The 22192-nt window shown below is 62.2% G+C and carries 15 protein-coding genes and 1 tRNA gene; 5 read left to right on the top strand and 11 right to left on the bottom strand.

Going from position 1 to position 22192, the window contains the following annotated elements; translation table 11 throughout:
- Positions 1 to 35 precede the first annotated feature (35 nt).
- From CIT26_RS04020 to CIT26_RS04035, 4 genes are all read right to left on the bottom strand, one after another.
- Positions 36 to 791 carry an ATP-binding cassette domain-containing protein gene (locus CIT26_RS04020; protein ID WP_095491366.1) on the bottom strand — a complete coding sequence of 252 codons (756 nt, stop codon included), beginning with the start codon at positions 789 to 791 and terminating at the stop codon, positions 36 to 38.
- Positions 784 to 1836, bottom strand: coding sequence for an ABC transporter permease subunit (locus tag CIT26_RS04025; RefSeq protein ID WP_095491637.1), 1053 nt, complete (start codon positions 1834 to 1836; stop codon positions 784 to 786). The genes CIT26_RS04020 and CIT26_RS04025 overlap by 8 nt, the downstream gene beginning before the upstream one ends.
- A 95-nt stretch (positions 1837 to 1931) precedes the next feature.
- A complete protein-coding gene (locus tag CIT26_RS04030) occupies positions 1932 to 2912 on the bottom strand; it encodes an ABC transporter substrate-binding protein (RefSeq protein ID WP_095491367.1) in 981 nt (326 codons plus the stop codon).
- A 491-nt stretch (positions 2913 to 3403) separates the two neighbouring features.
- Entirely contained in the window at positions 3404 to 4309 is a 906-nt protein-coding gene (locus CIT26_RS04035) for a sugar-binding transcriptional regulator (RefSeq protein ID WP_095491368.1), read from the bottom strand.
- Positions 4310 to 4589: 280 nt separating this feature from the next.
- On the opposite strand from CIT26_RS04035, the gene CIT26_RS04040 reads away from it, so the two are divergent.
- From CIT26_RS04040 to CIT26_RS04050, 3 genes are all read left to right on the top strand, one after another.
- A complete protein-coding gene (locus CIT26_RS04040) occupies positions 4590 to 5495 on the top strand; it encodes a tagatose-bisphosphate aldolase (protein ID WP_095491638.1) in 906 nt (301 codons plus the stop codon).
- A gap of 136 nt (positions 5496 to 5631) precedes the next feature.
- On the top strand, positions 5632 to 7143 hold the full coding sequence (locus CIT26_RS04045) for an ROK family protein (RefSeq protein WP_095491369.1): 1512 nt from the start codon (positions 5632 to 5634) through the stop codon (positions 7141 to 7143).
- Between the two features lie 314 nt (positions 7144 to 7457).
- Complete coding sequence (locus tag CIT26_RS04050) at positions 7458 to 8081, top strand: sulfotransferase family 2 domain-containing protein (RefSeq protein WP_095491370.1); 624 nt, start codon at positions 7458 to 7460, stop codon at positions 8079 to 8081.
- 410 nt (positions 8082 to 8491) lie between these two features.
- Here the strand turns inward: CIT26_RS04050 and CIT26_RS04055 are convergent.
- Positions 8492 to 8568, bottom strand: a tRNA-His gene (locus tag CIT26_RS04055).
- Between the two features lie 332 nt (positions 8569 to 8900).
- A complete protein-coding gene (locus tag CIT26_RS04060; protein WP_095491371.1) occupies positions 8901 to 9350 on the bottom strand; it encodes a phasin in 450 nt (149 codons plus the stop codon).
- A gap of 251 nt (positions 9351 to 9601) precedes the next feature.
- On the opposite strand from CIT26_RS04060, the gene CIT26_RS04065 reads away from it, so the two are divergent.
- Entirely contained in the window at positions 9602 to 13288 is a 3687-nt protein-coding gene (locus CIT26_RS04065) for a PAS domain S-box protein (RefSeq protein ID WP_095491372.1), read from the top strand.
- 434 nt (positions 13289 to 13722) lie between these two features.
- Here CIT26_RS04065 and CIT26_RS04070 read toward each other — a convergent pair whose 3' ends face one another.
- Complete coding sequence (locus CIT26_RS04070) at positions 13723 to 15705, bottom strand: acetoacetate--CoA ligase (protein WP_095491373.1); 1983 nt, start codon at positions 15703 to 15705, stop codon at positions 13723 to 13725.
- 278 nt (positions 15706 to 15983) lie between these two features.
- On the opposite strand from CIT26_RS04070, the gene CIT26_RS04075 reads away from it, so the two are divergent.
- On the top strand, positions 15984 to 17834 hold the full coding sequence (locus tag CIT26_RS04075) for an AsmA family protein (protein ID WP_095491374.1): 1851 nt from the start codon (positions 15984 to 15986) through the stop codon (positions 17832 to 17834).
- Between the two features lie 68 nt (positions 17835 to 17902).
- Here CIT26_RS04075 and CIT26_RS04080 read toward each other — a convergent pair whose 3' ends face one another.
- The 4 genes from CIT26_RS04080 to CIT26_RS04095 form a co-directional block, all read right to left on the bottom strand.
- Complete coding sequence (locus CIT26_RS04080; protein ID WP_095491375.1) at positions 17903 to 18721, bottom strand: ABC transporter permease; 819 nt, start codon at positions 18719 to 18721, stop codon at positions 17903 to 17905.
- A 3-nt stretch (positions 18722 to 18724) separates the two neighbouring features.
- Positions 18725 to 19699: an ABC transporter permease subunit gene (locus CIT26_RS04085; RefSeq protein WP_095491376.1), complete on the bottom strand. Its 975-nt coding sequence runs from the start codon at positions 19697 to 19699 to the stop codon at positions 18725 to 18727.
- A gap of 8 nt (positions 19700 to 19707) precedes the next feature.
- Positions 19708 to 20847 carry an ABC transporter ATP-binding protein gene (locus tag CIT26_RS04090; protein ID WP_095491377.1) on the bottom strand — a complete coding sequence of 380 codons (1140 nt, stop codon included), beginning with the start codon at positions 20845 to 20847 and terminating at the stop codon, positions 19708 to 19710.
- A gap of 74 nt (positions 20848 to 20921) precedes the next feature.
- Complete coding sequence (locus tag CIT26_RS04095; protein ID WP_095491378.1) at positions 20922 to 22019, bottom strand: polyamine ABC transporter substrate-binding protein; 1098 nt, start codon at positions 22017 to 22019, stop codon at positions 20922 to 20924.
- Between the last annotated feature and the right edge of the window lie 173 nt (positions 22020 to 22192).

Genomic DNA, 22192 nt, shown 5'->3' on the forward strand with positions numbered 1-22192 from the left:
CGGGGCGCATTGCTTCAGCGATCGAAAAGCTCGGCCTAGCCGCCAACCATGAGCTTGACGACTTCGTCATGGTTGGTCTCCGAGATCTTGCGCTCGCCGGCTTGAACGCCCCGGCGCAGCACGACGATGCGGTCGGACACGGCGAAAATATCCTGCAGATTGTGCGAGATGAAGATCACGCCCCGCCCTTGCGCCTTGAGCTGGTGGATGAGCGAAATGACCTTGCGCTGCTCCGGGACCCCGAGGGCCGCGGTCGGTTCGTCCATGATCAGGATCTGCGCGTCCCAATAGACGGCCCGGCCGATGGCAACGGCCTGCCGTTGACCGCCGGAGAAATTGCTGACCGGGGCGTCGAGCCGGCTGACATGGAAGTCCAGCCGTCCCATGGTCTGCTTGGCGGCGACGGCCATGGCCCTGCGATCGAGCACCGGCAAGAAACCGAAGGCCTTGCGCATGGGTTCACGGCCGAGGAAGATATTGGCGCCGATGGACAAATTGTCGGCGAGAGCGAGATCCTGGTAAATGGTCTCGATGCCTTTTTCGCGCGCCTCCTGCGGCGTCGCGAACGTCACCGGCTGCCCTCTCAGCAGAATTTCACCGCCGGTCGGCTGAAAGACGCCCGATATCGCCTTGATCAGCGTCGTCTTGCCGGCGCCGTTGTCGCCCGCCAGGGCCACCACTTCGCCCGGCCGCACGGCCATGGAGAAATCGTTCAGCGCCTGCACCGCACCGAAATGCTTGGAAAGGTGTCGGACTTCGAGAAGGGGGGTGGTTTGTTCGGAACTATTCATCCTGGCGAGCTCCACTGAACCGGCGCTGCGCCTGGTCGATAAGGACGGAGATAATGATGACAAGGCCGACGGCGATGAACTGCCAGAACGGCTCGACATTGACGAAAACCAGCCCGTATTGAATGACCGCGATCACCAAGGCGCCGGCAACCGTCCCGAAGATGGTGCCGGAGCCACCGAACAGGCTGGCGCCGCCGATCACCACGGCTGCGACGCTGTCGAGCAGCAAGGGTTCGCCGGCCTGGGCGGCGCCCGCGGTGAAGCGCGCTGCATAGAGCGCGCCCCCGAGGCCGGCGCACATCGCGGAAAGCACGTAGAGGCGCAGGATGTGGCCCCTGATGTCGATGCCGGCGCGACGCGCCGCCTGCACATTGGCGCCGATGGCGTAGTTGTGCTGGCCGAACCGGGTCTGGCTCAGGATATAGTGCATCACGACGACAAAGACGGCGGCAATGATGACGAGATAAGGCACACCGTAGAACCTGCCGTTGCCAAGCAGCGCGAACCAGGAATTCTGGACCGGCACCGTCGTGCCGCCGGCCAGCAGGAACGCAGCGCCACGCGCCACGCCAAACATGCCAAGCGTGCCGATGAAGGGTGGAATTCGAAGCCGCGAGATCAGCAAGCCGTTGATGACGCCAGGTACTCCGGCGACGATCACGGCCGCCAGAATGCCCAACATCATGGCCAGAGGTACCGGCATGGCGGCGCCAGCCATATTCGTGGCGTGGGCCGCAACGACGGCCGCGAGACCCATGATAAAGCCCAGCGAGAGGTCGATGCCTCCCGAAATGATGACGAAGGTCTGCCCGGTCGCCAGCAGCAGCGGCGCCACGGCAAATATCGCAATGGACTGCACGTTGAACGGGTTGAGCACGAAGGTCGCGCCGAAGGAGAGCCTCGACCAGACCTCAAAACAGATGATCAGGGCGGCGAGGAACAGCCAGGCGCGTCCTTCGGCGATGCGTGCGAGCCAGCTCCTGGCCGGATCACCGTGATCCGCCTGAGGAGCGACATGCGTTTCGATTGGCGATGTTGAAGTCATGAATGGTTCCGATCGCAGCGCGGCCTCCGTCAAACAGGGTCAAAAAGACCCGGCGCAGGTCTCCTTCCGGCCTGCCGGAAGGAGACCTGCTGGACTTATTCGGAATAGAGGTACTTCGAGATGTTCGGGTCGGCGATGTTGGCCTTGTCCATGATCGTAAAGCCGGTGCCGACCGCAACCGGGATCGACTGGCCGGTCAGATGGGCATAGGCCGACATGACGCCGAAGTAACCGATTTCCGCGGGATGCTGGGCAATCGCCACGTCGACAAGGCCAGTGTTGATGTTGTCGACAATGCTTGTCGGCGCGTCGAACGCCACGACCTTGACGGTGCCGGTCTGCCCGGCCTGCTGGACGCCATTCGCCGCGCCAAGCGCCGAGAACAGATTTGCACCGAACACCCCAACGAGATCGGGATTGCGCGCGAACACAGCTTGCAGTTGCGAGGCGGCCTTGTTGGCGTCGTTGTCGTTGAACTGGGTCTCGAGCACGGTGATGCCGGGATGATTGGCCGCCATCTCCTTCTTGAAGCCCTCTTCGCGCTGGTCAGTGGTCGAAATGCCAGGCTTGACGTTTGAAACGTAGACCTTGCCCTTGTCGCCTATGGCCTTGGCCAATGCCCGCGCGGCGATCTCGCCGCCCAGAACATTGTCCGAAGCGATATAGGACAGTGGGAAATCCGCCTCGCCGGCGCCGGTCTGGTAGACGCCGCTGCCGATGAAAGTGTCGACGGTGATCACCGGAATGCCGGCATCATTGGCCTTGCGGAGCGGCTCGACCAATTGAACCTTGTCGGTCGGCGCGATCAGGATGGCGTCCGGCTTCTTGGCGATGACCGCGTCAAGCACGGGGACTTGCGTTACCGGATTGAAATCCGGGGCGCCCTGGAAAACCAGGGTCACACCAAGGGCATCGGCTGCCGCCTGGGCCCCCTTGCGCATGGTGATATAAAAGCCGTCGGTGGTAAGACCCGGAATGAGCGCAATGGTGAACTTTTTGTCCTGCGCCAACGCCGGCGTGACCAGCGCCGCTGCGCAGATGGCGAGAGCCGCCAGGGCGGCAACAATCTTCTTCATAACATCCTCCTCATGGTGTTGGCAGATTTGCCGTTGCGATCGACATTGAAATGGCCGTCAATTCGTTCCGGCTATGTGAAGTGCTGGCGGCGAGAAACAGGTTTCGCCTGCTTGCTGTTATGGGCAGCTTTCCTCCCGAGCGCCCCCAGTCGTTAGGTCCAGCCAGTCGAAACCGACCAGCCTGATGCGCAGTCCCGTTCCTAGCCTCCGCAAGGTGCAGGGAACAGCGCCGCTCGGCGCGCATGCTTGCCTAGCCGCAAGGTTGTAACACTTTGCTGAAAGAAATTGCAACAAGGTATTTCCGGGATCGAAACCGCTTTCAAGCCGGACACTATCTGTCTGCTCCGCAGAGCCCCCTCACGCAGACTATTGCCCCAACTCTTTGACGACACAACAGATGATTTCGCGGCGGCGGGCTCGTGATCCCGTTTGGTGTCAATCAGTTTGGGATCGATCAGCTGTGCCGATGTCACACATCGGCGTGCCCACCATTATCGGGGCAAGAGAGCCTCGAGGATGGCCTGGGCCGTCTTCGTGTCCGTAACCAGCGCGTTGATAAGCCCGGCGCGGACGGCACCGATGATGGCCATCGCCTTCTCCGGCGAGGCGGCAACGCCGATCGACAGGGGGACGGCTCGAAGCTGGGCCGGCGACATTGCGATCATCCGGCCCTCCCCCTCCCACGGGATGAGCGTGCCTTCGGCGTCGAAGTAATGACGGATAACGTCTCCAGCCGCATGAAACAGGGCCTGTTCGCTCAGCGTGGCCGCACTCGCTTCGGGCGGATTGATGGCATGGGGCAGGCCGATGCCGACGATCGCAACGTCGGTCCGGTCCCAAAGCGCGACGCTGTCGCGGATGGCCGCATCGCCGAGGAAGACCTCACGCAATTCGGAGGACGGCAGATAGGGCGCATGGATGAAATGCGGCGTCCCGCCGAACTCTTCGGCGGCGAGCCGGACAAACTCGTTGATCTGAAAATGCGGCGCCTGCTGCTGCATGCCGCCGGTGGCAGCGACGGTAAGAACGCCGGGAATGCGCGGCAGGCCTGCCTGGATCACCTCGCGAATGGCTCGCCCCCAGCCAATGGCGACCACCGAGCCGGCCGTCAATTCCGCTTGCTTGAGCAAGGCGCCGAGCGGCGCAGCGAGGGCCGTCAGCGCGCCGGCCGCCGGCGTTTCGATGACCGCCGCGTCGCGAAGGTGGAGTCCCTCGACCAATTGCGTGGTGATGCCCTCGGGCGTTGCAAGATCGAGAACCTCGATCCGCACAATGCCCTCTGCTCTCGCCCGCTGCAGGAGACGCGATATGGTCGCGGTGGAGACACCAAGCCGCCGCGCGATATCGACCTGCGACATCTCCGCCTCATAGTGCAGTTTGGCGACCGTATGCAGCATCGTCCGCGATGCGGCTGCATCTTGTGCGGGAGGGACAGCCAGCTTGCAATTCCTTTCAGCAATGTGTTACAGACTCGACCGATGGCAGTTATCGCGCAAATTCGGCTGACTCGCAACGTGGGCTCGTTTCCACGGCAAATTGCGGCCAAAGGCCAAATTTCTCGGTTCGATAGCGCATCAAAGCGGCAAATTCTCCTCCGACAGGCAGGTAACAACTAAACCTTTCTTGTTCCACGGATCTGCGCCCTGGTGAATGGGCGCCAACATCGGACAGAAGACCATGGCAAAGATGACGACCGCAGAGTTGCGCGGCTACCAGCAGATATGCGGCCAGGACGGGGCCATCATGGCCATCGCCTGTGACCAGCGCGGCGGCATGCGAAGCTTGCTTGCGGCGGACCCTGCGGAACAGGCCAAGATCACCAACGACATGCTCGGCGACACCAAATCGGACATCACGCGATACCTCGCCAGCCAGGCGTCCTGCGTGCTGCTCGACCCGCTCTGCGCGGTGCCGCGGGTTGTCGATGAAGGGGTGCTGAACCGCGATACGGCTCTGCTCATCGGCCTCGATGCCTCGGGCTTCGACGTCTCGCCCGCCGGTTACCGCCTGTCGCGCCTCGCTCCCGGCATCGGCGCGCGCCGCGTCCGCGAGCTCGGCGGCACCGGCGGCAAGATCATGGTCTATCTCAGGGCCGACAGGCCTGAGGCGAATGAGCACAATGTCGCCATTCTGCGCCAATGCATCGCCGACTTCGCGCAAGAGGACCTCCTGCTCGTCGTCGAGTTCCTGACCTATCAGCTCGAAGGGGAAAGCCTTGAGGACTATACGGCCAAGATCCCCTGGCTCGTCGAAGAGGGCACCCGGATTTCGCTGGAATGCGGGGCAAAGGTGCTCAAGCTTCCTTATCCCGGAACGCCGGAAGCCTGCGCCAGGATCAGCAGCATGGCTGGCAAGGTGCCATGGGCGGTCCTCTCCGCCGGCGTCAACCACGCAACATTCCTGGGCCAGGTCGAGATCGCGATGAGGAACGGCGCGTCAGGCGTCATCGCCGGCCGGTCGCTGTGGAAGGACTGCATCTCGCTTGACCGTGACATTCAGCGGGAAAGGCTTAAGACCATCGCAGTGTCGAGATTGCGCGAGCTTCAGGCGGTGATCGGAAACTACAGCCAGAAAGCCGCTTAGCGCACGACTCGATAATCGGCATCGATCTCGGAAAGGATCATGCGCAAAATCAAAGTACTACAACGTCCTTGCGCGTCCAAAAGGACGCGCGGCGCTGTAGCCATTCGGCGTTCACACCAGGCACGCACAGGACGTCATGCCTCTTAGTTCGATGGCCATAGGAATCGATATCGGCGGCACCAATCTGCGCGCCGCCCGCATTTCCGGCACGGGCGAAATCCTCGATCGCATTTCCGAGAAAAGCGCGCCGGACCCGGAGCTCGTGCTCTGCCGGATCGCCGAAATGGTGCGCCGGCTCGATTCTCCCGAAGTTGCGGCCATCGGCATCGGCGTCCCCGGACGCGTCGATGCGCGGCTTGGCGCGGTCTTGTCCGGAGGCTATGTCAACCTTGCCACGATCTCCCTGGCGCAGCGACTGGAAAGCCTGACGGGCAAGCCCGTGGTGATCGACAATGATTGCAACATGGCACTGGTCGCGGAAATGGCTCTCGGCGCCGCCAGAGGCCATGAAAGCACCGTCATGTTCACGATCGGGACCGGAATTGGTGGTGCCGTGGTCCAGGACCGGCGGATCGTCCGCGGCAAGGGGACGGCGGGGCAGCTCGGCCATATCACGGTCGACATATCAGGCGAAGCATGCGTCTGCGGCCGGCGCGGCTGCGTTGAAACCACCAGCTCAGGCACAGCGCTTGGCCGTCACATCGCGCGGGCAGGCCTCGGTCCGGATGTTTCGGTCGATCAGCTTTTTGCCCGGGATGCGGGCGGCGATCCCTTGGCGCGCGGCATACTGGAAGCCTGGGCCGGCCCGCTGCGTGCGGCAATTGATACGACCGTGGCCATGTTCGATCCCGACCTGGTCCTGCTCGGCCGCGGACTTGGCCTGGCGGCCCATCGGGCGCTTGCCAGGGCTCCCGCCCTGGCTCCGTGGTACCAATGCCCGGTGGAAGCGGCGCAACTTGGCGACGACGCCGGCGTCATCGGCGCCAGTCTGCAAGCGCTCGCGACGAAGGCGGCAGTCGCGCCCGTGTCCTTGCCATCTGCCCGGCCTAACCCCGGCCGGCGTGCCGTGCCCGGCAGGCGCGCCGTGCCCGGCAGGCGCGCCGTGCCCAGCCGGCGCGCCGTGCTTGTCAACGGCATCCCCGCCAGCGGCAAAAGCACCGTCTCGCGCGGCATCGCCGAGCGCATGGGTTGGCCATTGCTCGCGCTCGATACGATCAAGAACCCGTTCCTCGAAGTGCTCGGCGGCGGCGATCGCGAATTCAACCGCACGCTCGGCCGCGCCAGTTACCAAGCCATCTGGTCGGTCGTCGGCGAGGCTCCGGCGGGCAGCATATTTGTCGTCGACGCCTGGTTCGGCTTCCAGCCGCGCCAGATGCTCGAGGATCATCTGCGAAGGGCCGGCGTCGAGCAGACCGCCGAAATCTGGTGCCATGCTCCCAGCGGGGTTCTGGCCGAGCGCTATCGCGCACGGCTCGACCAGCGTCCCGCCGGCCATCCCGGCGCGGCCTACATCCCCGAACTGATCGAACTGGCCAAGCGCGCCGAGCCGCTGCGGCGCGGACCGCTGTTTGATGTCGACACGACCAAACCGATCGCCTTCGATGCTATCAAGCAATGGCTGCAGGCGACGATTGCGGCTGACAGATAGGCAGCGCGGCCGCCTGGCTGGGATCGAACCAGCGACCTCCGGATCCACAATCCGAGAGCATCTGTTGATTTCGTTGGAGTTTTTTTTGCGGCATGTTGCATTTGTGTTGCGTTCAGCCGAGCAAGAGCTTTTCCGCAGCCGCCATCTGCTTCGCCATCGTCGCCCCTTGGGAACAGGTAGCTGTAAACGTCCATGATGACGATCGAAGAGGAGGCGCTGTGCTGGCTGGGGCGAACTATAGGCCATGTCATGCACCACTTCTAATTTAGTGTCTTCGATGCTATCGATCGCGGTGGGATCGAGGGGCGGGAAAAATGCTGAGCCGAGAATTGGGCTGCTTGTTTATTCACATACCGAAGAATGGTGGCACCAGTATCGAAGATGCCATTTGGCCGGATCGGTTAAGCCGAACGGCTGACCAATATTGGAAGAATCCAGAACTAAACCGTCACCAGAAAGAAGGCCTGCATCATCTTACCGCCGCCCAAATCCGATCAGAGATAGGGGCGGAGACTTTTGATCGTATGTTCAAGTTTTCCCTCGTTAGAAACCCATGGGACAAAGCTGTTTCACAGTTTCTCTACACCAAGACTTGGCGCCGTGATTTGCGCAAAATCCTTGGTCTGAACCGCTTTATGTCTTTCCGCTCGTATCTGAAAGCTATCCAGCGCGTCGATCATCCTCAATGGCGGGCACAACACCTGTTCATTGATGACCATGATGGAAGCTTGCTAGTTGATCACGTCGGGCGCTTTGAGCAGATCCGTGAGGAATTCACCCACGTTTCCGAGAGAATCGGGTTAGCAAACGTCGCTTTGCCGCATAGCAAGAAGTCAATTCGAAAGGCCGACTACCGCGACTACTACACGCCCGAGACAAGGAACATGGTGTGGACTATCTACAGGACTGACATAGAGCGATTTGGATACGAGTTTTAGGCAGTGCGCTAGAACTGGACGCGGGTAGGAACACCCAGGCCCGCCGCCAGAGGCCATGAAGACGTGGCCGGCAACGCAGTGGGTCAACCCGGGCACACGTCATTGCCGGGAATTCGTGAGCTGAAATACATTGCGGCGTCCTCTGGACCGCCAGCCGCTACAAAGATCGTTTCAAAGCTGTCCTGGATTGTTTTCCAAATCTCGGCGGTCTTCGCGCCGGTTTTGATCTCGATCTTCTTCCAGATTCAGTTTGCCCTCTCTATGTCGCGCCAATGTCGCGTGGACCTGCCAAGTGTGACAGGGAACCCTTGGAAATCAACGGTAGCAGTTGCGACATGACGCGACACAAAATGCCTGCAAGCGACAATTGGTCGTTTTACACAACGCATTGAGTTTATTGAGGAAATCGATGGTACCGTTGGCTGGGATCGAACCAGCGACCTCCGGATCCACAATCCGGCGCTCTAACCATCTGAGCTACAACGGCACGCTTGCCCGAGCGGGATCGAGATGGACCGTTCATTCTCCCGGGACCCGCTCTATCGTTCGGCGATGCGTCCATACGGGCTATCGGAGTTTAATTCAAGGCTTTTGGCAAGGCAAAGATCGTCACCTTTCGCCGGGCAAAGAAAAAGGCCGGCGGGAGGAGGTGCCGGCCTTTTCCTGTTACGAGCCAGCGGGAGGAGGTGCTGGCTGGTCACCCCGGAGAGCAGAGGGAGGAGGTTCCACCCGCCGGGTATTCGCTTGACCACTATATCTCACATAATCCTGTTCGAAGAAATGCGACCTTTTGTTGCATCTTCGAAATATGCGCAAATATTAGGCGGCCTTAATTTCGCTCATCGCCTTCTCGAAGGCGGACTTGATCGGCTTGGAGACGTCCTCGGCCGCCTTGGAGGCGACGGCCTGGAAATCCTTTGCCTGCTCGACGGTCATCTCGACGCGCTGGCGCAGGAATGCGGTCTGCAGCTCGACGACTTCCGACAGCGACTTGGCGCCGATCAGCGCTTCGAAATGCGAAAAGCCGGCTTCGGTATTGGCGCGCAGAGCGGCGATGGTCTTGAGCGACAGGTCGTTGGAAACGGTCTTGGCGGTCTCAAAGGTCGACTCCAGAGCCTTCTGGGTCTCTTCGGCGCCGGTCTTCAGCTTGGCATAGGCCTCTTTCGACTGCTCGACGCCCTTTTCGGCGAAAGCGCGGATCTGGTCGGTGGCCTTGGAAGCGTCGAAGCTCGGGAATTCGACGTTTTCAGCGGTCTTGGTCCTGGACATATTCCATCCTTTGCAGTGGCAGCGGCTTCGACAGAAAGCCGTCTCGTTCATGTATGATGGCAATATAAAGGCAAATTTTGTGCATTGCAATATCTTTGTTGCAGCGCACCATATAATTTCTCTCCCAGCGTTAACCACGAGCCCAGAGATTCCGGCGGTTGCACGCTATGGCTTGTGGACCTTCGCGCCGTCGGCTTTTATTAACAAAGCGTTAACCGCAAACTGCCGCTGTGTGAGGGTTCCCAAAGCGCATGCCGTCCGAAAACTACTCCTTCCTCGACGTCGCCGTGCTCGACGCGGTCCGCAAGCGCTTTGCCGCCGGCGACGCGATCGCCCTTCTGTCGGCAGACCTCGAACAGGTGATCTGGGCAAACGGACCAGGGGCAGCGGTGTTCGGCTATCCCGACATCGAGGCCATCATCGGCGCCTCGACAGGCTTGCCGCTGATCGCCAGGCGCCAGATCATGGCGACAAGCGGTTTTCCACAGATCGGCCGCGACCGCGCCATCGCGGTGCGGCTGGCAACCGGCCTGACCAGCCGCGCGGTTGGCTTTCTGGCCAGCGCGGTGACAATGCCTGACGGCGAGAACGCGATCATGCTGGCGGTGCCGGCGGCGCAGACCGGCTCGCGCAGCGCCGCCGAGATCGCCGCTCGGGCCATCAGCGGCTTTACCGAAGACGGTCATTACATCGCCTTCCTCGACGCCAAGGGCAACATCGAGGCCGCTTCCGATGGTTTTTCGGCGCTCGGCATCTTGCCCGAAACGCTGGCAGCGCTTGTGGTCGATGTGGCGCACGAGAGCGACCGCATCGTCAAACGCCTCGTTCCAGGCGGCACCACTTCCTATCCGGCCGGCCTCGCCCGGCTGACGGACGAGCGGCACCTGCTGGTGGTGATCGACGAGGACCAGCTTGACTCCGAAGAAGCCTCTGCTGGCGAGCGCAGCGCGGGGATGGAAACCGCAACCGGTGCGGCGGCGGCCGATGCCGCAGTCCGGCCAAATGCAGAACAGGACAATGCGCCGGCAGCAGTCGCGAAGACGGGTGCGGCAGCGCAGACAGTCCGGGCAGCCGGCGAAGACACATCGGTGTCGGCGGAGCATGAGATTGCCGATTCCATCGGGCCCGATCCGACCGGACCTGATTCAACCGCGCCCGATTCGACCGAGCAGGGTCCGGAAGCGGCCGGCGGAATGCCTCCTCTGCATGACCATTGGTATTTCAGCGCCAGCGAGGATGAGGCGCAAAAGCCGGGACCGGATGCGTCCGGACATGTCGAGGCGGATGCTTCGGCGGAAAGTTCCGCACAGGATGCCATCAGGGCCGCCTCCCCGACTGAGCGTGCCATCCCTTCGATCGACCGCGCGGCGCCGCCCCTGCGTTTCGTCTGGCGAACCGACGCCGAAGGCAGGTTCAGTGCGCTGTCGCCGGAATTCGCGGAACTCGTCGGCAAGCCTGCCGCCGATGTGATCGGCCGGCGCTTCAGGGACGTCGCGGCCACCTTCGACCTCGATGCGTCCGGCGAGATCGCGGGCCTGCTTGACCGACGCGACACATGGTCTGGCCGCTCCGTGCTATGGCCGGTTGCCGGCACCGATTTCAAGATACCCGTCGACCTGGCGGCGCTGCCTGTCTACGGCCGCAGCCGTGCCTTCGAGGGTTTTCGCGGCTTCGGCGTTGCCCGCACCAGCGATGCGGTGGTCGATCCCGAAGCGATCGGTATGGCGCTTGTCCCCAATGCCGAGGCCACCGCAGCCGTCGAACCGGAAGTCGCCCAAACGCCTGACAAAACCGACCCGTTCCAGGGCGAGGTACCGGCGCTGACCATCGTGCCGAAGCCGGAGCGGCGCTTTGCCGACAAGGTGATCCGGTTGGCCGAGCACAGGCAGCCGGCCAACGACAAAGGCCTGTCGACGCTGGAACGCAGTGCATTCCGTGAAATCGGCGAGCGGCTCAAGAAGGACAATCCCCCGACCGAACAGCCCGATGCTGCAAAACCGGCTGCGGCGGCACCGACCGAAACGGATGCCGAAGACGAGAAGGATGTCGCAAGGCTCGACGGCGAGCAGCCGGAAGCAACCGTGCCCGGCGTCTCAGGCTCGCTGCTCGATTACGCCGACCGGGACTATGTCGCCGACAACAGCGACGGTGCGCCGCATTCGGAGCCGGACAGGGCGGCGCGAGAGGTAGTCGAACCCACCGACACGGGCAGTCGATCGACCGCCGCCGAAGACGACGACAGCATGACGGCTGCCGATTTCCGTGACGCAGAAGACAGCGAGGATTGGGCGCCTTCCGAGGACGACGAAGCCCGTTCGTCAGCCGATCACCTAGGCGATGCCGGCGACGTGGAGCCGGCGCCGGTCGAACCGCCACGCCTGCAGGCGCCGCCGCTCAAGCTCGAAGGCTTCGTGCCATCGGCTTTTTCGACCGCAGATGACAGCAAGGCTCCGGACACTTCGATCCTCGGCAAGCTGCCGGTGCCGCTGCTCATTCATTCCGGCGACGATCTCCACTATGCGAATGAGGAATTCCTCAGACTGACCGGCTATGACACGCTCGACGATCTGGAGGATGCCGGTGGCCTCGGCGCGCTGTTTGCCGATCCTTACGACGACAGCGCCTCCGACGGAACCGATCACGCGCTACGGTTGAAGACGCATGACGGTCAGGAGTTTCCTATCGAGGCCATTCTGCGTTCGGTGCCGTGGCGTGGCGGCAAGGCGCTGATGCTGGTCGTGCGCCGTTCCGGCGACGATGAGGCAGCAGCCATTCCGCATGGCGCCGCCGACGACCAGACGCAGCCGGACACTTCCGAGCTCAAGGCACGCATCGCCGAGATGCGCACCATCATCGACACCGCGACCGACGGCGTCGTGCTGATCGGCCGGGACGGAACGATCCGCTCGATCAGCCGCCCGGCGGAAGCGCTGTTCGGTTTCGACAGCGACGAGGTGACCGGCAAGCCCTTCGTCTCGCTGTTCGCGATCGAAAGCCAGCGCGCCGCGCGAGACTATCTCGACGGATTGTCCGAGCCCGGTGTGGCGAGCGTGCTCAACGACGGCCGCGAGGTGATCGGACGCGAGGCGCAGGGGCGCTTCATTCCACTGTTCATGACCATCGGCAGCCTGCCCAACGACAGCGGCTTCTGCGCGGTGGTGCGCGACATCACCCAATGGAAGCGGGCCGAAGAGGACCTGACCCAGGCGCGCGCTGTGGCCGAGCGCGCCTCCTCGCAAAAGACCGACTTCCTCGCCCGTATCAGCCACGAGATCCGCACGCCGCTCAACGCCATCATCGGGTTTTCCGAGCTGATGGTCGACGAGAAATTCGGGCCGGTCGCCAATGACCGCTACCGCGACTATCTGCGCGACATCAACCGGTCGGGCAACCATGTGCTCGACCTGGTCAACGATCTGCTCGACATTTCGAAGATCGAGGCCGGCCAGCAGGAGATGGCCTATGAGGCGGTGTCGCTCAACGACACACTGGCCGAGACGGTAGCGATGATGCAGCCGCAAGCCAACCGCGAACGTGTCATCATCCGCTCCAGCTTCGCCTCACGGCTGCCGGAAGTGGTGGCCGATCTGCGCAGCGTGCGCCAGATCGCGCTGAACATCCTGTCGAATGCCATCCGCTACACGCAGGCCGGCGGCCAGGTGATCGTATCGACAGCTTACGAGATCTCCGGCGACGTCGTGATGCGCGTGCGCGACACCGGCATCGGCATGAGCCAGTCGGAGATCGAGCAGGCGCTCAAGCCATTCAAGCAGATCAACGCGCTGAAGCGTGGGCGCGGCGACGGCACCGGCCTCGGGCTGCCGCTGACCAAGGCCATGGTCGAGGCGAACCGGGCCCGGTTCACCATCAACTCGACGCCCGGCGAGGGCACTCTGGTCGAAGTCGCTTTCCCGTCGACCCGCGTGCTCGCGGATTAGAGCGGCGGACTTTCAGTCCGTCCGTGTCGCCGCTCTATCTTTTAGTTTGAGCATCGGATTCTCCCAAAACCGGCGCCCACTTTTGGGTCCGATGCTCTATCTTTTAGTTTGAGCATCGGATTCTCCCAAAACCGGTGCCCACTTTTGGGTCCGATGCTCCAAAAGAAAAGGCGCCCAACAGGACGCCTTGAATGATTTGATTGCTGTTACAACGGGGCTTGAGCGAATTCAGATCCTCTGGGATTTAGAGGAGCGGGATTTCTCCCTCAAGTTACGCACGACTATCGATGCCGGCCCTTAACAAAACCTTACCGGCGCCGCGAAAAATTTACCAATGTGTACCACTCATGAAATCTAGGTAAATTCGAGCGAGATATTTCGTTAACCATGCCGACCGGGCCTATCAAGTCGAATAGCGCCGCCGGCCTGTTTGCTCAGCTGGCCAGTTCCGGCAGGTCGCGGAACAGCTCGAGCGCTTCGGGATTGGCCAGCGCCTCCTTGTTCTTGACAGCGCGGCCATGCACCATGTCGCGCACCGCAAGCTCGGTGATCTTACCCGATTTGGTGCGTGGAATGTCGGCGACGGCGACGATTTTAGCCGGCACGTGGCGGGGGCTCGCGCCGCTGCGGATTTTCGCGCGGATGCGTTTTTCCAGCTCGGCGTCGAGTTGCACCCCCGCTGCCAGCCGCACGAACAGCACAACCCGCACATCATTGTCGAAATCCTGGCCGATGCACAGTGCTTCCAGGATTTCCGGCATCTGCTCGACCTGGTTGTAGATCTCCGCCGTGCCGATCCGCACCCCGCCGGGGTTGAGCGTCGCGTCGGAGCGGCCATGGATGATCAGGCCGCCATGAGCGGTCCATTCGGCGAAGTCGCCGTGGCACCAGACGTTGTCGAAGCGCTCGAAATAGGCTGCATGGTATTTCTTGCCTTCGGGATCGTTCCAGAAGCCGATCGGCATCGCCGGAAACGTCTTGGTGCAGACGAGTTCACCCTTCTCCTGCCTGAGCGGGTGGCCGTCGTCGTCCCAGACATCGACGGCGAGGCCGAGACCAGGCCCCTGGATCTCTCCGGTCCATACCGGTTCGGTCGGCACGCCGAGCACGAAGCAGGAGACGATGTCGGTGCCTCCGGAGATCGAGGCGAGATGCACGTCCTGCTTGATGCCGTCATAGACGAAGCGGAAGTCCTCGGGCGACAGTGGCGAGCCGGTGGAGGAAATCGTGCGCACGCTGGAAAGATCATGCGTTTTGATCGGTCTGAGGCCGGCCTTGCGCACGGAATCGATGAATTTGGCCGAGGTGCCGAAATAGGTCATCTTCTCGGCGTCGGCGAAGTCGAACAGCACGTTGCCGTCGGGATAGAAGGGCGACCCGTCATAAAGCAGAAGGGTTGCGCCCGACGCCAGGCCGGACACCAGCCAGTTCCACATCATCCAGCCGCAGGTGGTGAAATAAAAGAAGCGGTCGCCGTCGAGCAGGCCGGCGTGGAGCCGTTCTTCCTTGAGATGCTGGATCAGCGTTCCGCCGACCGAATGGACGATGCATTTGGGAATGCCGGTCGTTCCGGAAGAAAACAGGATGTAGAGCGGATGCGCGAACGGCAACCGTTCGAAGGTTACGAACTTGGCGGCAAAGGATGAGAGCGCCTCGTCCAGCGCAGTCGCCTTCTCGATGGTCGCCGCCACATCGGTCGACGTGCCGAGATAGTCGACGATCAGGATCTTGCCGACGGTGGGAAGCTTTGCGGCAACCGCCGCGATCTTGTCGGCGACCTCGATCGCCTTGCCATTGTACCAGTAACCGTCGGGCGCGATGAAGACGACAGGCTCGATCTGGCCGAACCGGTCCAGCACGCCTTGTTCGCCGAAATCGGGAGAGCAGGACGACCAGACGGCGCCGATCGAGGCTGTCGCCAGCATGGCCGCGACCGTCTCCGGCATGTTGGGCATCATGGCGGCGATGCGGTCGCCCTGTTTCACCCCGAGCGACAGGAAAAGCTGCTGCAGCCGCGAGGTCAGCGCATGCAGCTCATTCCAGGAGAGCCGGCGCTCGACCTTGTCTTCGCCGCGAAAGACGATGGCATCACCGAGCTCGGTTTTCTTCAACAGGTTCTCGGCGAAGTTCAGCTTCGCGTCGGGAAAGAAGGCGGCGCCGGGCATTTTCTCGCCATCGACAAGCACGCGCTCGCCGCCACTGATCCCGCCACTGGCGCCCTTGTCGCCCACGATCCCGCAAAAATCCCAGACCAGGCTCCAGAATGCCTCGCGATCGTCGATCGACCAACGATGTAGATCGGCGTAGGAGGAAAAATCCTTGCCGGTTGCGGCCGCGGCAGCCTGCATGAAGGCAGTCATCGGCGCGGCGTCGACCTGGTCTTTCGTTGGTGCCCAGAGCGGTGCGTCGCCGGCCATGATCGTTCCTCCTTGAAGCACGTCACGTTTGAAGAGATTCACGCGACGCGCTTTAGACTTTTGTTTTTATGTATGCGTTATCCCAAAAGGGCGCGCATTTTGGCGACATGCATTGGCATCGCTTATGCATATCGCGGCGCAGCAGAGCAAGATTTTGTTCGGTCGAGCGACGTGGATGTGCGCAAATGCCATCGCTGGGCCATAAAGACTTGAAATGCGTCAGCCGTGGGTTACACCCGTCGGGCGATTCTTGTCGGAACGGAAGCATACGGGGCGACATGTCATCACCTTTGATCCGGCGCGGAATATGGGCGATCGGCGTTGCCGTGCTCGTCATTGCGCTGGCCGTTGCCGCCCTGCCGCTGGTCGCCTCGACCCGCATCGTGCGCGACCGCATCGCCTGGGAAATGAGTGCATGGAGCGGTTTCAGGGTCAACATCGACGGGGCCCCGCGGATTGAGGTCTGGCCGAATTTCCGGGCCATCCTGTCCGACGTGACGCTTTCGCAATGGACAGAGAGCGACGCGCCGCCTGTGATCGAGGCCGAACGGGTCGAGGTCATTCTCTCCGCCATGGCGGCGTTGCGTGGCAACGTGGTGTTCTCGACGGCGCGGCTGATCCGGCCGACGATCAGGGTTCAACGCGCAGCACATGGGCTTTTCCTGCCCGCCCTGCCTTCAGGCGGGCGCATCACGCGTTCCATCGACATCGCTCGCGCCGTGGTCAGCGCCAATCCAGCCAAGCCGGACCTGAGCAAGCTGCCGGCAGACCCGTTCGGCACCGTGGAGTTCAGGAACGGCCGCGTGCTGACCTCCGTCGATGGCAAGGACGCTGAGATACTGAGCAGCCTGAGCGGGCAGGCGAACTGGGCCGCAATGAACAGCAATGCGACGCTGTCGGCGACCGGGATCTGGCGTGGCGAAAGCGTCGCTGTGGATGCCGCATCGTCGAACCCGCTGGTGCTGTTTGGGGGCGGTGCGGCGCCGATGACGCTTTCCTTCAAGGCGGCCCCTGCCAGTTTTTCCTTCGACGGCGTGGCCAGCATGTCCGAGAACGCCTATTTCGACGGCCAGGCGAAATTTGCCGCACCCTCGCTCAGGCGCGTGCTCGAATGGTCGCGGGCCGGCATCGCGCCGGGCGCGGCAATCGGCTCGGTTTCCGTTTCCAGCAAGGTCACGGCGACCTCCGGCCGCATTAAATTCGAAAACACCGAGATCGCTCTGGACGACAATCCGGGAATGGGTGCGCTGGACTTCTCCTTTGGCGAGGCACGGCCGGTGATCGCCGGTACGCTCGCCTTCGAGACGCTCGACTTGCGGTCGTTTCTCTCCGCCTTCACGCCCCTGGCGCCTACGGACGGCGCTGGCCCCGGCGAAATCGACATAAGCGTCGCCGACCGGATCAATCTCGATCTCAGACTGTCGGCAGCGCAGGCCACCGCAGGCGCCATCCAGCTTGCCGACGTCGCCGCCGCCGCCCAGGTCAAGGACGGTCTTGCCGTCTTCGATATTTCCGATGCATCGGCCTTTGGCGGCAACATCCAGAGCAGTCTTCGTTTCGACCGCAAGCCGGGAGGCACGCAGGTCGAGATCAGGCTGCTCGCCTCCGACATCGACGGCGGCGCTTTTGGCACCGCAGCCGGAATGACGCGACTGGTGCCGATCGGCACGGGAACCGTTTCGGTCATCCTCAAGGGGCCGGGCAGAACCTGGGATTCCATTTTCGAAAACGCCGACGGCTCGGTTTCGGCGAAATTCGGCCAGGGCGCGTTGAGCCGGTTCAATTTGCCGGCGTTTCTCAAACACAACGAACAGGGCGGGTTCTTCGCGCTCGACGATGTCTCCGACGGAACGCTGCCGATCGACGGGGCCGAACTCAAGGCGAGCATTTCGAACGGTGTGGCGAAGATCGACAAGGCCGAAGCGAATTCGGCGAAGTACAAGATCTGGCTTTCCGGCATCGCCTCCTATGCCGGGCGCGGGCTGGCGCTGTCCGGCGGCATCATTCAGGCGGACCATCCAGCCACGCAGACAAATGACCAAGGTCCCAACCAGTCTTCGTTCTTCGTCGGCGGAACGTGGAGCACCCCGTTCATTTCGCCGATAAGCCGCGGGGTTTCCGGCGAGTAGGCAACGAGGCTGCTGCGGTCGTCGTCAGAAGCGCTTCCTGCCGGCTTTTGCTGCTGCCGCCCCTTTCGTCACCCGCGCTGCGCGGCCTGCTCGTCGCGCTGGCGCTGCACCTCGCGACGCTTGTTGGCGAGCGACGCGATGATGACCCCGACCGCCACGACCGCGATCAGGATGGTGCAGGCGGCGTTGATCTCCGGCGTCACACCGAGACGAACCTGGCTGTAGATCTTCATCGGCAGCGTGGTGGCGCCGGGCCCTGAGGTGAAGCTGGCGATGACCAGATCGTCGAGCGACAATGTGAACGCCAGCATCCAGCCAGACACAATCGCCGGCATGATGACCGGCAGCGTGATCTGGAAGAAGGTCTTCACCGGCGGCGCGCCAAGATCCATCGCGGCCTCTTCCAGCGAGCGGTCGAACGTGATCAGGCGCGACTGCACGACGACGGCGACGAAGCACATGGTCAGGGTGATGTGGGCAAGCGTGACGGTGAGGAAGCCGCGGTCGAGCCCGACGGCGACGAAGAGCAGCAGCAGCGACAGGCCGGTGATGACTTCCGGCATGACCAGCGGCGCAAAGACCATGCCGGAAAACAGCATCCGGCCCTTGAAGCGCGTGTAGCGCGTCAAGGTAAGAGCCGCCAGCGTGCCGAGCACGGTCGCCACGGTGGCCGAGATGACGGCGACGCGGGCCGTTACCCAGGTGGCGTCCATGAGGCCCTGGTTGTGGAACAGCGAGACGTACCATTTGGTCGAGAAGCCGCCCCAGACGGTGACCAATTTCGACTCGTTGAAGGAGAAGACGACGAGCAGGACGATCGGCAGGTAAAGAAAGGCAAAGCCCAGCACGATCGAAGTGAGGTTGAAGCGGCTCCAGGTGGCGTTCATGGGTTACCGATCCTGTTCCTGGGCGCGGGCCTGGGCCCGCTGGAAGAGCATGATCGGCACGATCAGCAGCAACAGCAGGATGACGGCTACGGCCGACGACACCGGCCAGTCGCGATTGGCAAAGAACTCGTTCCACAGCGTCTTGCCAATCATCAGCGTCTGCGAGCCGCCGAGCAGGTCGGGAATGACGAACTCGCCAACGGCGGGAATAAACACCAGAAGGCAGCCGGCGATGACGCCGGGCAGCGACAGCGGAAAGGTGATCTTCCAGAAGGCGCTGGTCGGCGGGCAGCCGAGGTCCTTGGCCGCCTCGATCAGCGAATAATCCATTTTCTCGAGGGCGGAATAAAGCGGCAGCACCATGAACGGCAGATAGGAATAGACGATGCCGATGAAGATCGCGGTGTAGGTGTTGAGGATGATCAGCGGCTGGCTGATGACGCCGGTGGCGAGCAGCAGCTGGTTGAGCAGCCCCTCGGGCTTGAGGATGCCGATCCAGGCGTAGACGCGGATCAGGAACGAGGTCCAGAACGGCAGGATCACCAGCATCAGCAAAATCGGGCGCAGCGTCGCCGGCGCGCGGGCCATGCCATAGGCGATTGGGTAGCCGACAAGCAATGTCAGCACCGTCGAAATGGCGGCGACGATGACGCTCGTCACATAGGCGTTGACGTAGAGCGCGTCCTGCGTCAGCCACGTGTAGTTATCCATGCTGAGCTGTTTCAGCTGGGCGAAAAAACCGGAAAGGCCATCACCGAAGCCAAGAACCGGCGTGTAGGGCGGTATAGCGATCGCCGTCTGCGACAGCGAAATCTTGAAGACGATGACGAACGGAATGAGGAAGAAGAAGACCAGCCAGAGATACGGAATGATGATGACAAGACGGCCAACGAAGGCCTCTCCCAGTCTGGTCAGGGCGGATTTGCCCGCAGCGGCGGCCCGAGAGCTTGCTGCGGCGGTGACAGCGGCATTCGACATGACAGCCCCTATCGCGTCAGCACGACGCCGGCGTCCGGCCTGAACGATACCCAGGCACGGTCGTTCCAGCTCAGCGGATCCTCGGTGATGCGGGCCGCGTTCATCGTGCTGGCCCGCACCACGTGGCCGTCGTCAAGCCTGACGTGATAGACGGTCATGTCGCCGAGATAGGCGATATCGTAGACCTCGCCCTCGATGGCGTTGACGGCACCGGCCGGCTTCTTCGACGATATTCTGATCTTCTCCGGCCTGATGGCGAAGGCGACGGCCGCGCCGGTGGCGGCATCGCCGGCATTCTCGGTCCGGATGGTGATGCCGTTGCCCGCGTCGATGCTTGCAGCGCCGGCCTCGCCATGCGCAATCTTGCCTTCGAACATGTTGACGTTGCCGACAAAGCCGGCGACGAAACGGGAGCCTGGCGCCTCGTAGACTTCCGCCGGCGTCGCCACCTGCATCACCTCGCCCTTGTCGATGATGGCGATACGGTCGGCCATGGTCATCGCCTCTTCCTGGTCGTGGGTGACGACGACGAAGGTAAGGCCGAGTGACTGCTGCAGATCCATCAACTCGAACTGCGTTTCCTCGCGCAGCTTCTTGTCCAGCGCGCCAAGCGGCTCGTCGAGCAGCAGGACCTTCGGCCTTTTGGCGACCGAGCGGGCGAGCGCGACGCGCTGGCGCTGACCGCCGGACAATTGGTGCGGCTTGCGCTTGGCGAACTGCTCGAGCTTGACCAGCTTCAGCATCTCTCCAACGCGCGCTGCAATGTCGGGCTTCGGCATGCCGTCCTGCTTGAGGCCGAAGGCGATGTTGTTCTCGACCGTCATATGCGGGAACAACGCGTAGGACTGGAACATCATGTTGACCGGCCGCCGGTATGGCGGGATGCCGCGCAAATCCTGGCCATCGAGCAGGATACGGCCGGCGGTCGGCTCCTCGAAGCCGGCGAGCATCCGCAAAAGCGTCGACTTTCCACATCCCGACGCCCCGAGCAGGGCAAAGAACTCGCGCTCGAATATGGTCAGCGACAAATTGTTGACGGCGGTGAAGTCACCGAACTTCTTGGTGACCTTGTCGAACTGGATGTATGGCTTGGCGTTCGGATCGTTCCACGGCGCGAAATCCCTGCGGATGCTGCCAAGCGATTTCATATCCCACTCCGTCCTGCGTTCTATCCCCAGAAGACTTGACCCCGGCAGCACCTGCCGGGGTCGTTGATTGTCGCTTACTGCCCGGTGACGATCCTGGTCCAGGTGCGGGTGACGACGCGCTGGGTCTTGGAATCGTAGGGGGCGATGGTGAACAGCTTCGCCAGCGTCGCCTCGTCCGGGTAGATCGCCGGATCCTCGAGTATCTCCTTGTCGATGAACTGCTGCGATGCCTTGTTGCCGTTGGCGTAGAAGACGTAGTTGCTCGACTTGGCGATCACTTCCGGCTTCATCATGTAATTCAGGAATTCATGCGCCTCGGCGACATGCGGCGCGTCGGCCGGGATCGCCATCTGGTCGAACCACATTTCGGCACCTTCCTTCGGCACGGAATAGCTGATCTCGACGCCACGGTTGGCCTCCGTCGCACGGTCGCGCGCCTGGAACACGTCGCCCGACCAGCCGACGGCCAGGCAGATGTCGCCATTGGCCAGTGCGTTGATATATTCCGACGAGTGGAACTTGCGGATGTAAGGCCTGATCTTCAGCATCAGTTCTTCCGCCTTGGCGAAATCGTCAGGCGACGTGGTCTCGGGATCGATGCCCAGATATTTGAAGGCGTTCGGGAGGATGTCACTCGGGGAATCGAGGACATAGACGCCGCAATCCTTCAGCTTGGCCAGCTTTTCCGGGTTGAAGAACACGTCCCAGCTATCGATCTTGTCGGTGCCGAGCGCTTCCTGCACTTTCTTGACGTTATAGCCGAGGCCGACCGTGCCCCACATGTAGTTGATCGAATATTCGTTGCCGGGATCGTACTTGGCTGTGCGCTCCGAAACGATGTCCCACATGTTGGAAATGTTGGGCAGCTTCGACTTGTCGAGCTTCTGGAACACACCTGCCTGGATCTGGCGTGCGAGGAAATTGGCGGTCGGCACGACAACGTCGTAGCCGCTGCCGCCGGCAAGCAGTTTCGTCTCCAGGAGCTCGTTGGAATCGAAGGTGTCGTAGGTGACCTTGATGCCCGTCTCCTTGGTGAAGTCCTCGATGATCGAGCTGTCGATGTAATCCGACCAGTTATAGACGTTGACGACGCGGTCCTGGGCATGAGCGCCGAGGGTGAAAAGCGTCAGAAATGCCGAGGTCGCCGAAAGCCAGAATGCTTTGCGGGTCATGCGTCTCTCCTTTGATGAGTGTTCCATCGCCAGCTCGTCGCGGGGCTGCGCGGCTGGGCGTTTGCTTCAGATTATTGGGCTTTCCGACAAGCGACAAGCGCGAACCGCCGACACCTTGGTGGTTCGATGTGCAGCGGCCGAGTCCCCCGTTCCCATGTCGTGATCCAGGTGGC

The organism is Mesorhizobium temperatum, assembly GCF_002284575.1.
Lineage (GTDB): Bacteria > Pseudomonadota > Alphaproteobacteria > Rhizobiales > Rhizobiaceae > Mesorhizobium > Mesorhizobium temperatum.

Excerpts from the sequence above, each read along its gene's own strand:
- CIT26_RS04095 (WP_095491378.1), bottom strand. The coding sequence starts at position 22,019 with ATGACCCGCAAAGCATTCTGGCTTTCGGCGACCTCGGCATTTCTGACG.
- CIT26_RS04090 (WP_095491377.1), bottom strand. The coding sequence starts at position 20,847 with ATGAAATCGCTTGGCAGCATCCGCAGGGATTTCGCGCCGTGGAACGAT.
- CIT26_RS04050 (WP_095491370.1), top strand. The coding sequence starts at position 7,458 with ATGCTGAGCCGAGAATTGGGCTGCTTGTTTATTCACATACCGAAGAAT.
- CIT26_RS04030 (WP_095491367.1), bottom strand. The coding sequence starts at position 2,912 with ATGAAGAAGATTGTTGCCGCCCTGGCGGCTCTCGCCATCTGCGCAGCG.
- CIT26_RS04075 (WP_095491374.1), top strand. The coding sequence starts at position 15,984 with ATGTCATCACCTTTGATCCGGCGCGGAATATGGGCGATCGGCGTTGCC.
- CIT26_RS04065 (WP_095491372.1), top strand. The coding sequence starts at position 9,602 with ATGCCGTCCGAAAACTACTCCTTCCTCGACGTCGCCGTGCTCGACGCG.
- CIT26_RS04080 (WP_095491375.1), bottom strand. The coding sequence starts at position 18,721 with ATGAACGCCACCTGGAGCCGCTTCAACCTCACTTCGATCGTGCTGGGC.
- CIT26_RS04085 (WP_095491376.1), bottom strand. The coding sequence starts at position 19,699 with ATGTCGAATGCCGCTGTCACCGCCGCAGCAAGCTCTCGGGCCGCCGCT.
- CIT26_RS04035 (WP_095491368.1), bottom strand. The coding sequence starts at position 4,309 with ATGCTGCATACGGTCGCCAAACTGCACTATGAGGCGGAGATGTCGCAG.
- CIT26_RS04070 (WP_095491373.1), bottom strand. The coding sequence starts at position 15,705 with ATGGCCGGCGACGCACCGCTCTGGGCACCAACGAAAGACCAGGTCGAC.
- CIT26_RS04020 (WP_095491366.1), bottom strand. The coding sequence starts at position 791 with ATGAATAGTTCCGAACAAACCACCCCCCTTCTCGAAGTCCGACACCTT.
- CIT26_RS04040 (WP_095491638.1), top strand. The coding sequence starts at position 4,590 with ATGGCAAAGATGACGACCGCAGAGTTGCGCGGCTACCAGCAGATATGC.
- CIT26_RS04045 (WP_095491369.1), top strand. The coding sequence starts at position 5,632 with ATGCCTCTTAGTTCGATGGCCATAGGAATCGATATCGGCGGCACCAAT.
- CIT26_RS04060 (WP_095491371.1), bottom strand. The coding sequence starts at position 9,350 with ATGTCCAGGACCAAGACCGCTGAAAACGTCGAATTCCCGAGCTTCGAC.
- CIT26_RS04025 (WP_095491637.1), bottom strand. The coding sequence starts at position 1,836 with ATGACTTCAACATCGCCAATCGAAACGCATGTCGCTCCTCAGGCGGAT.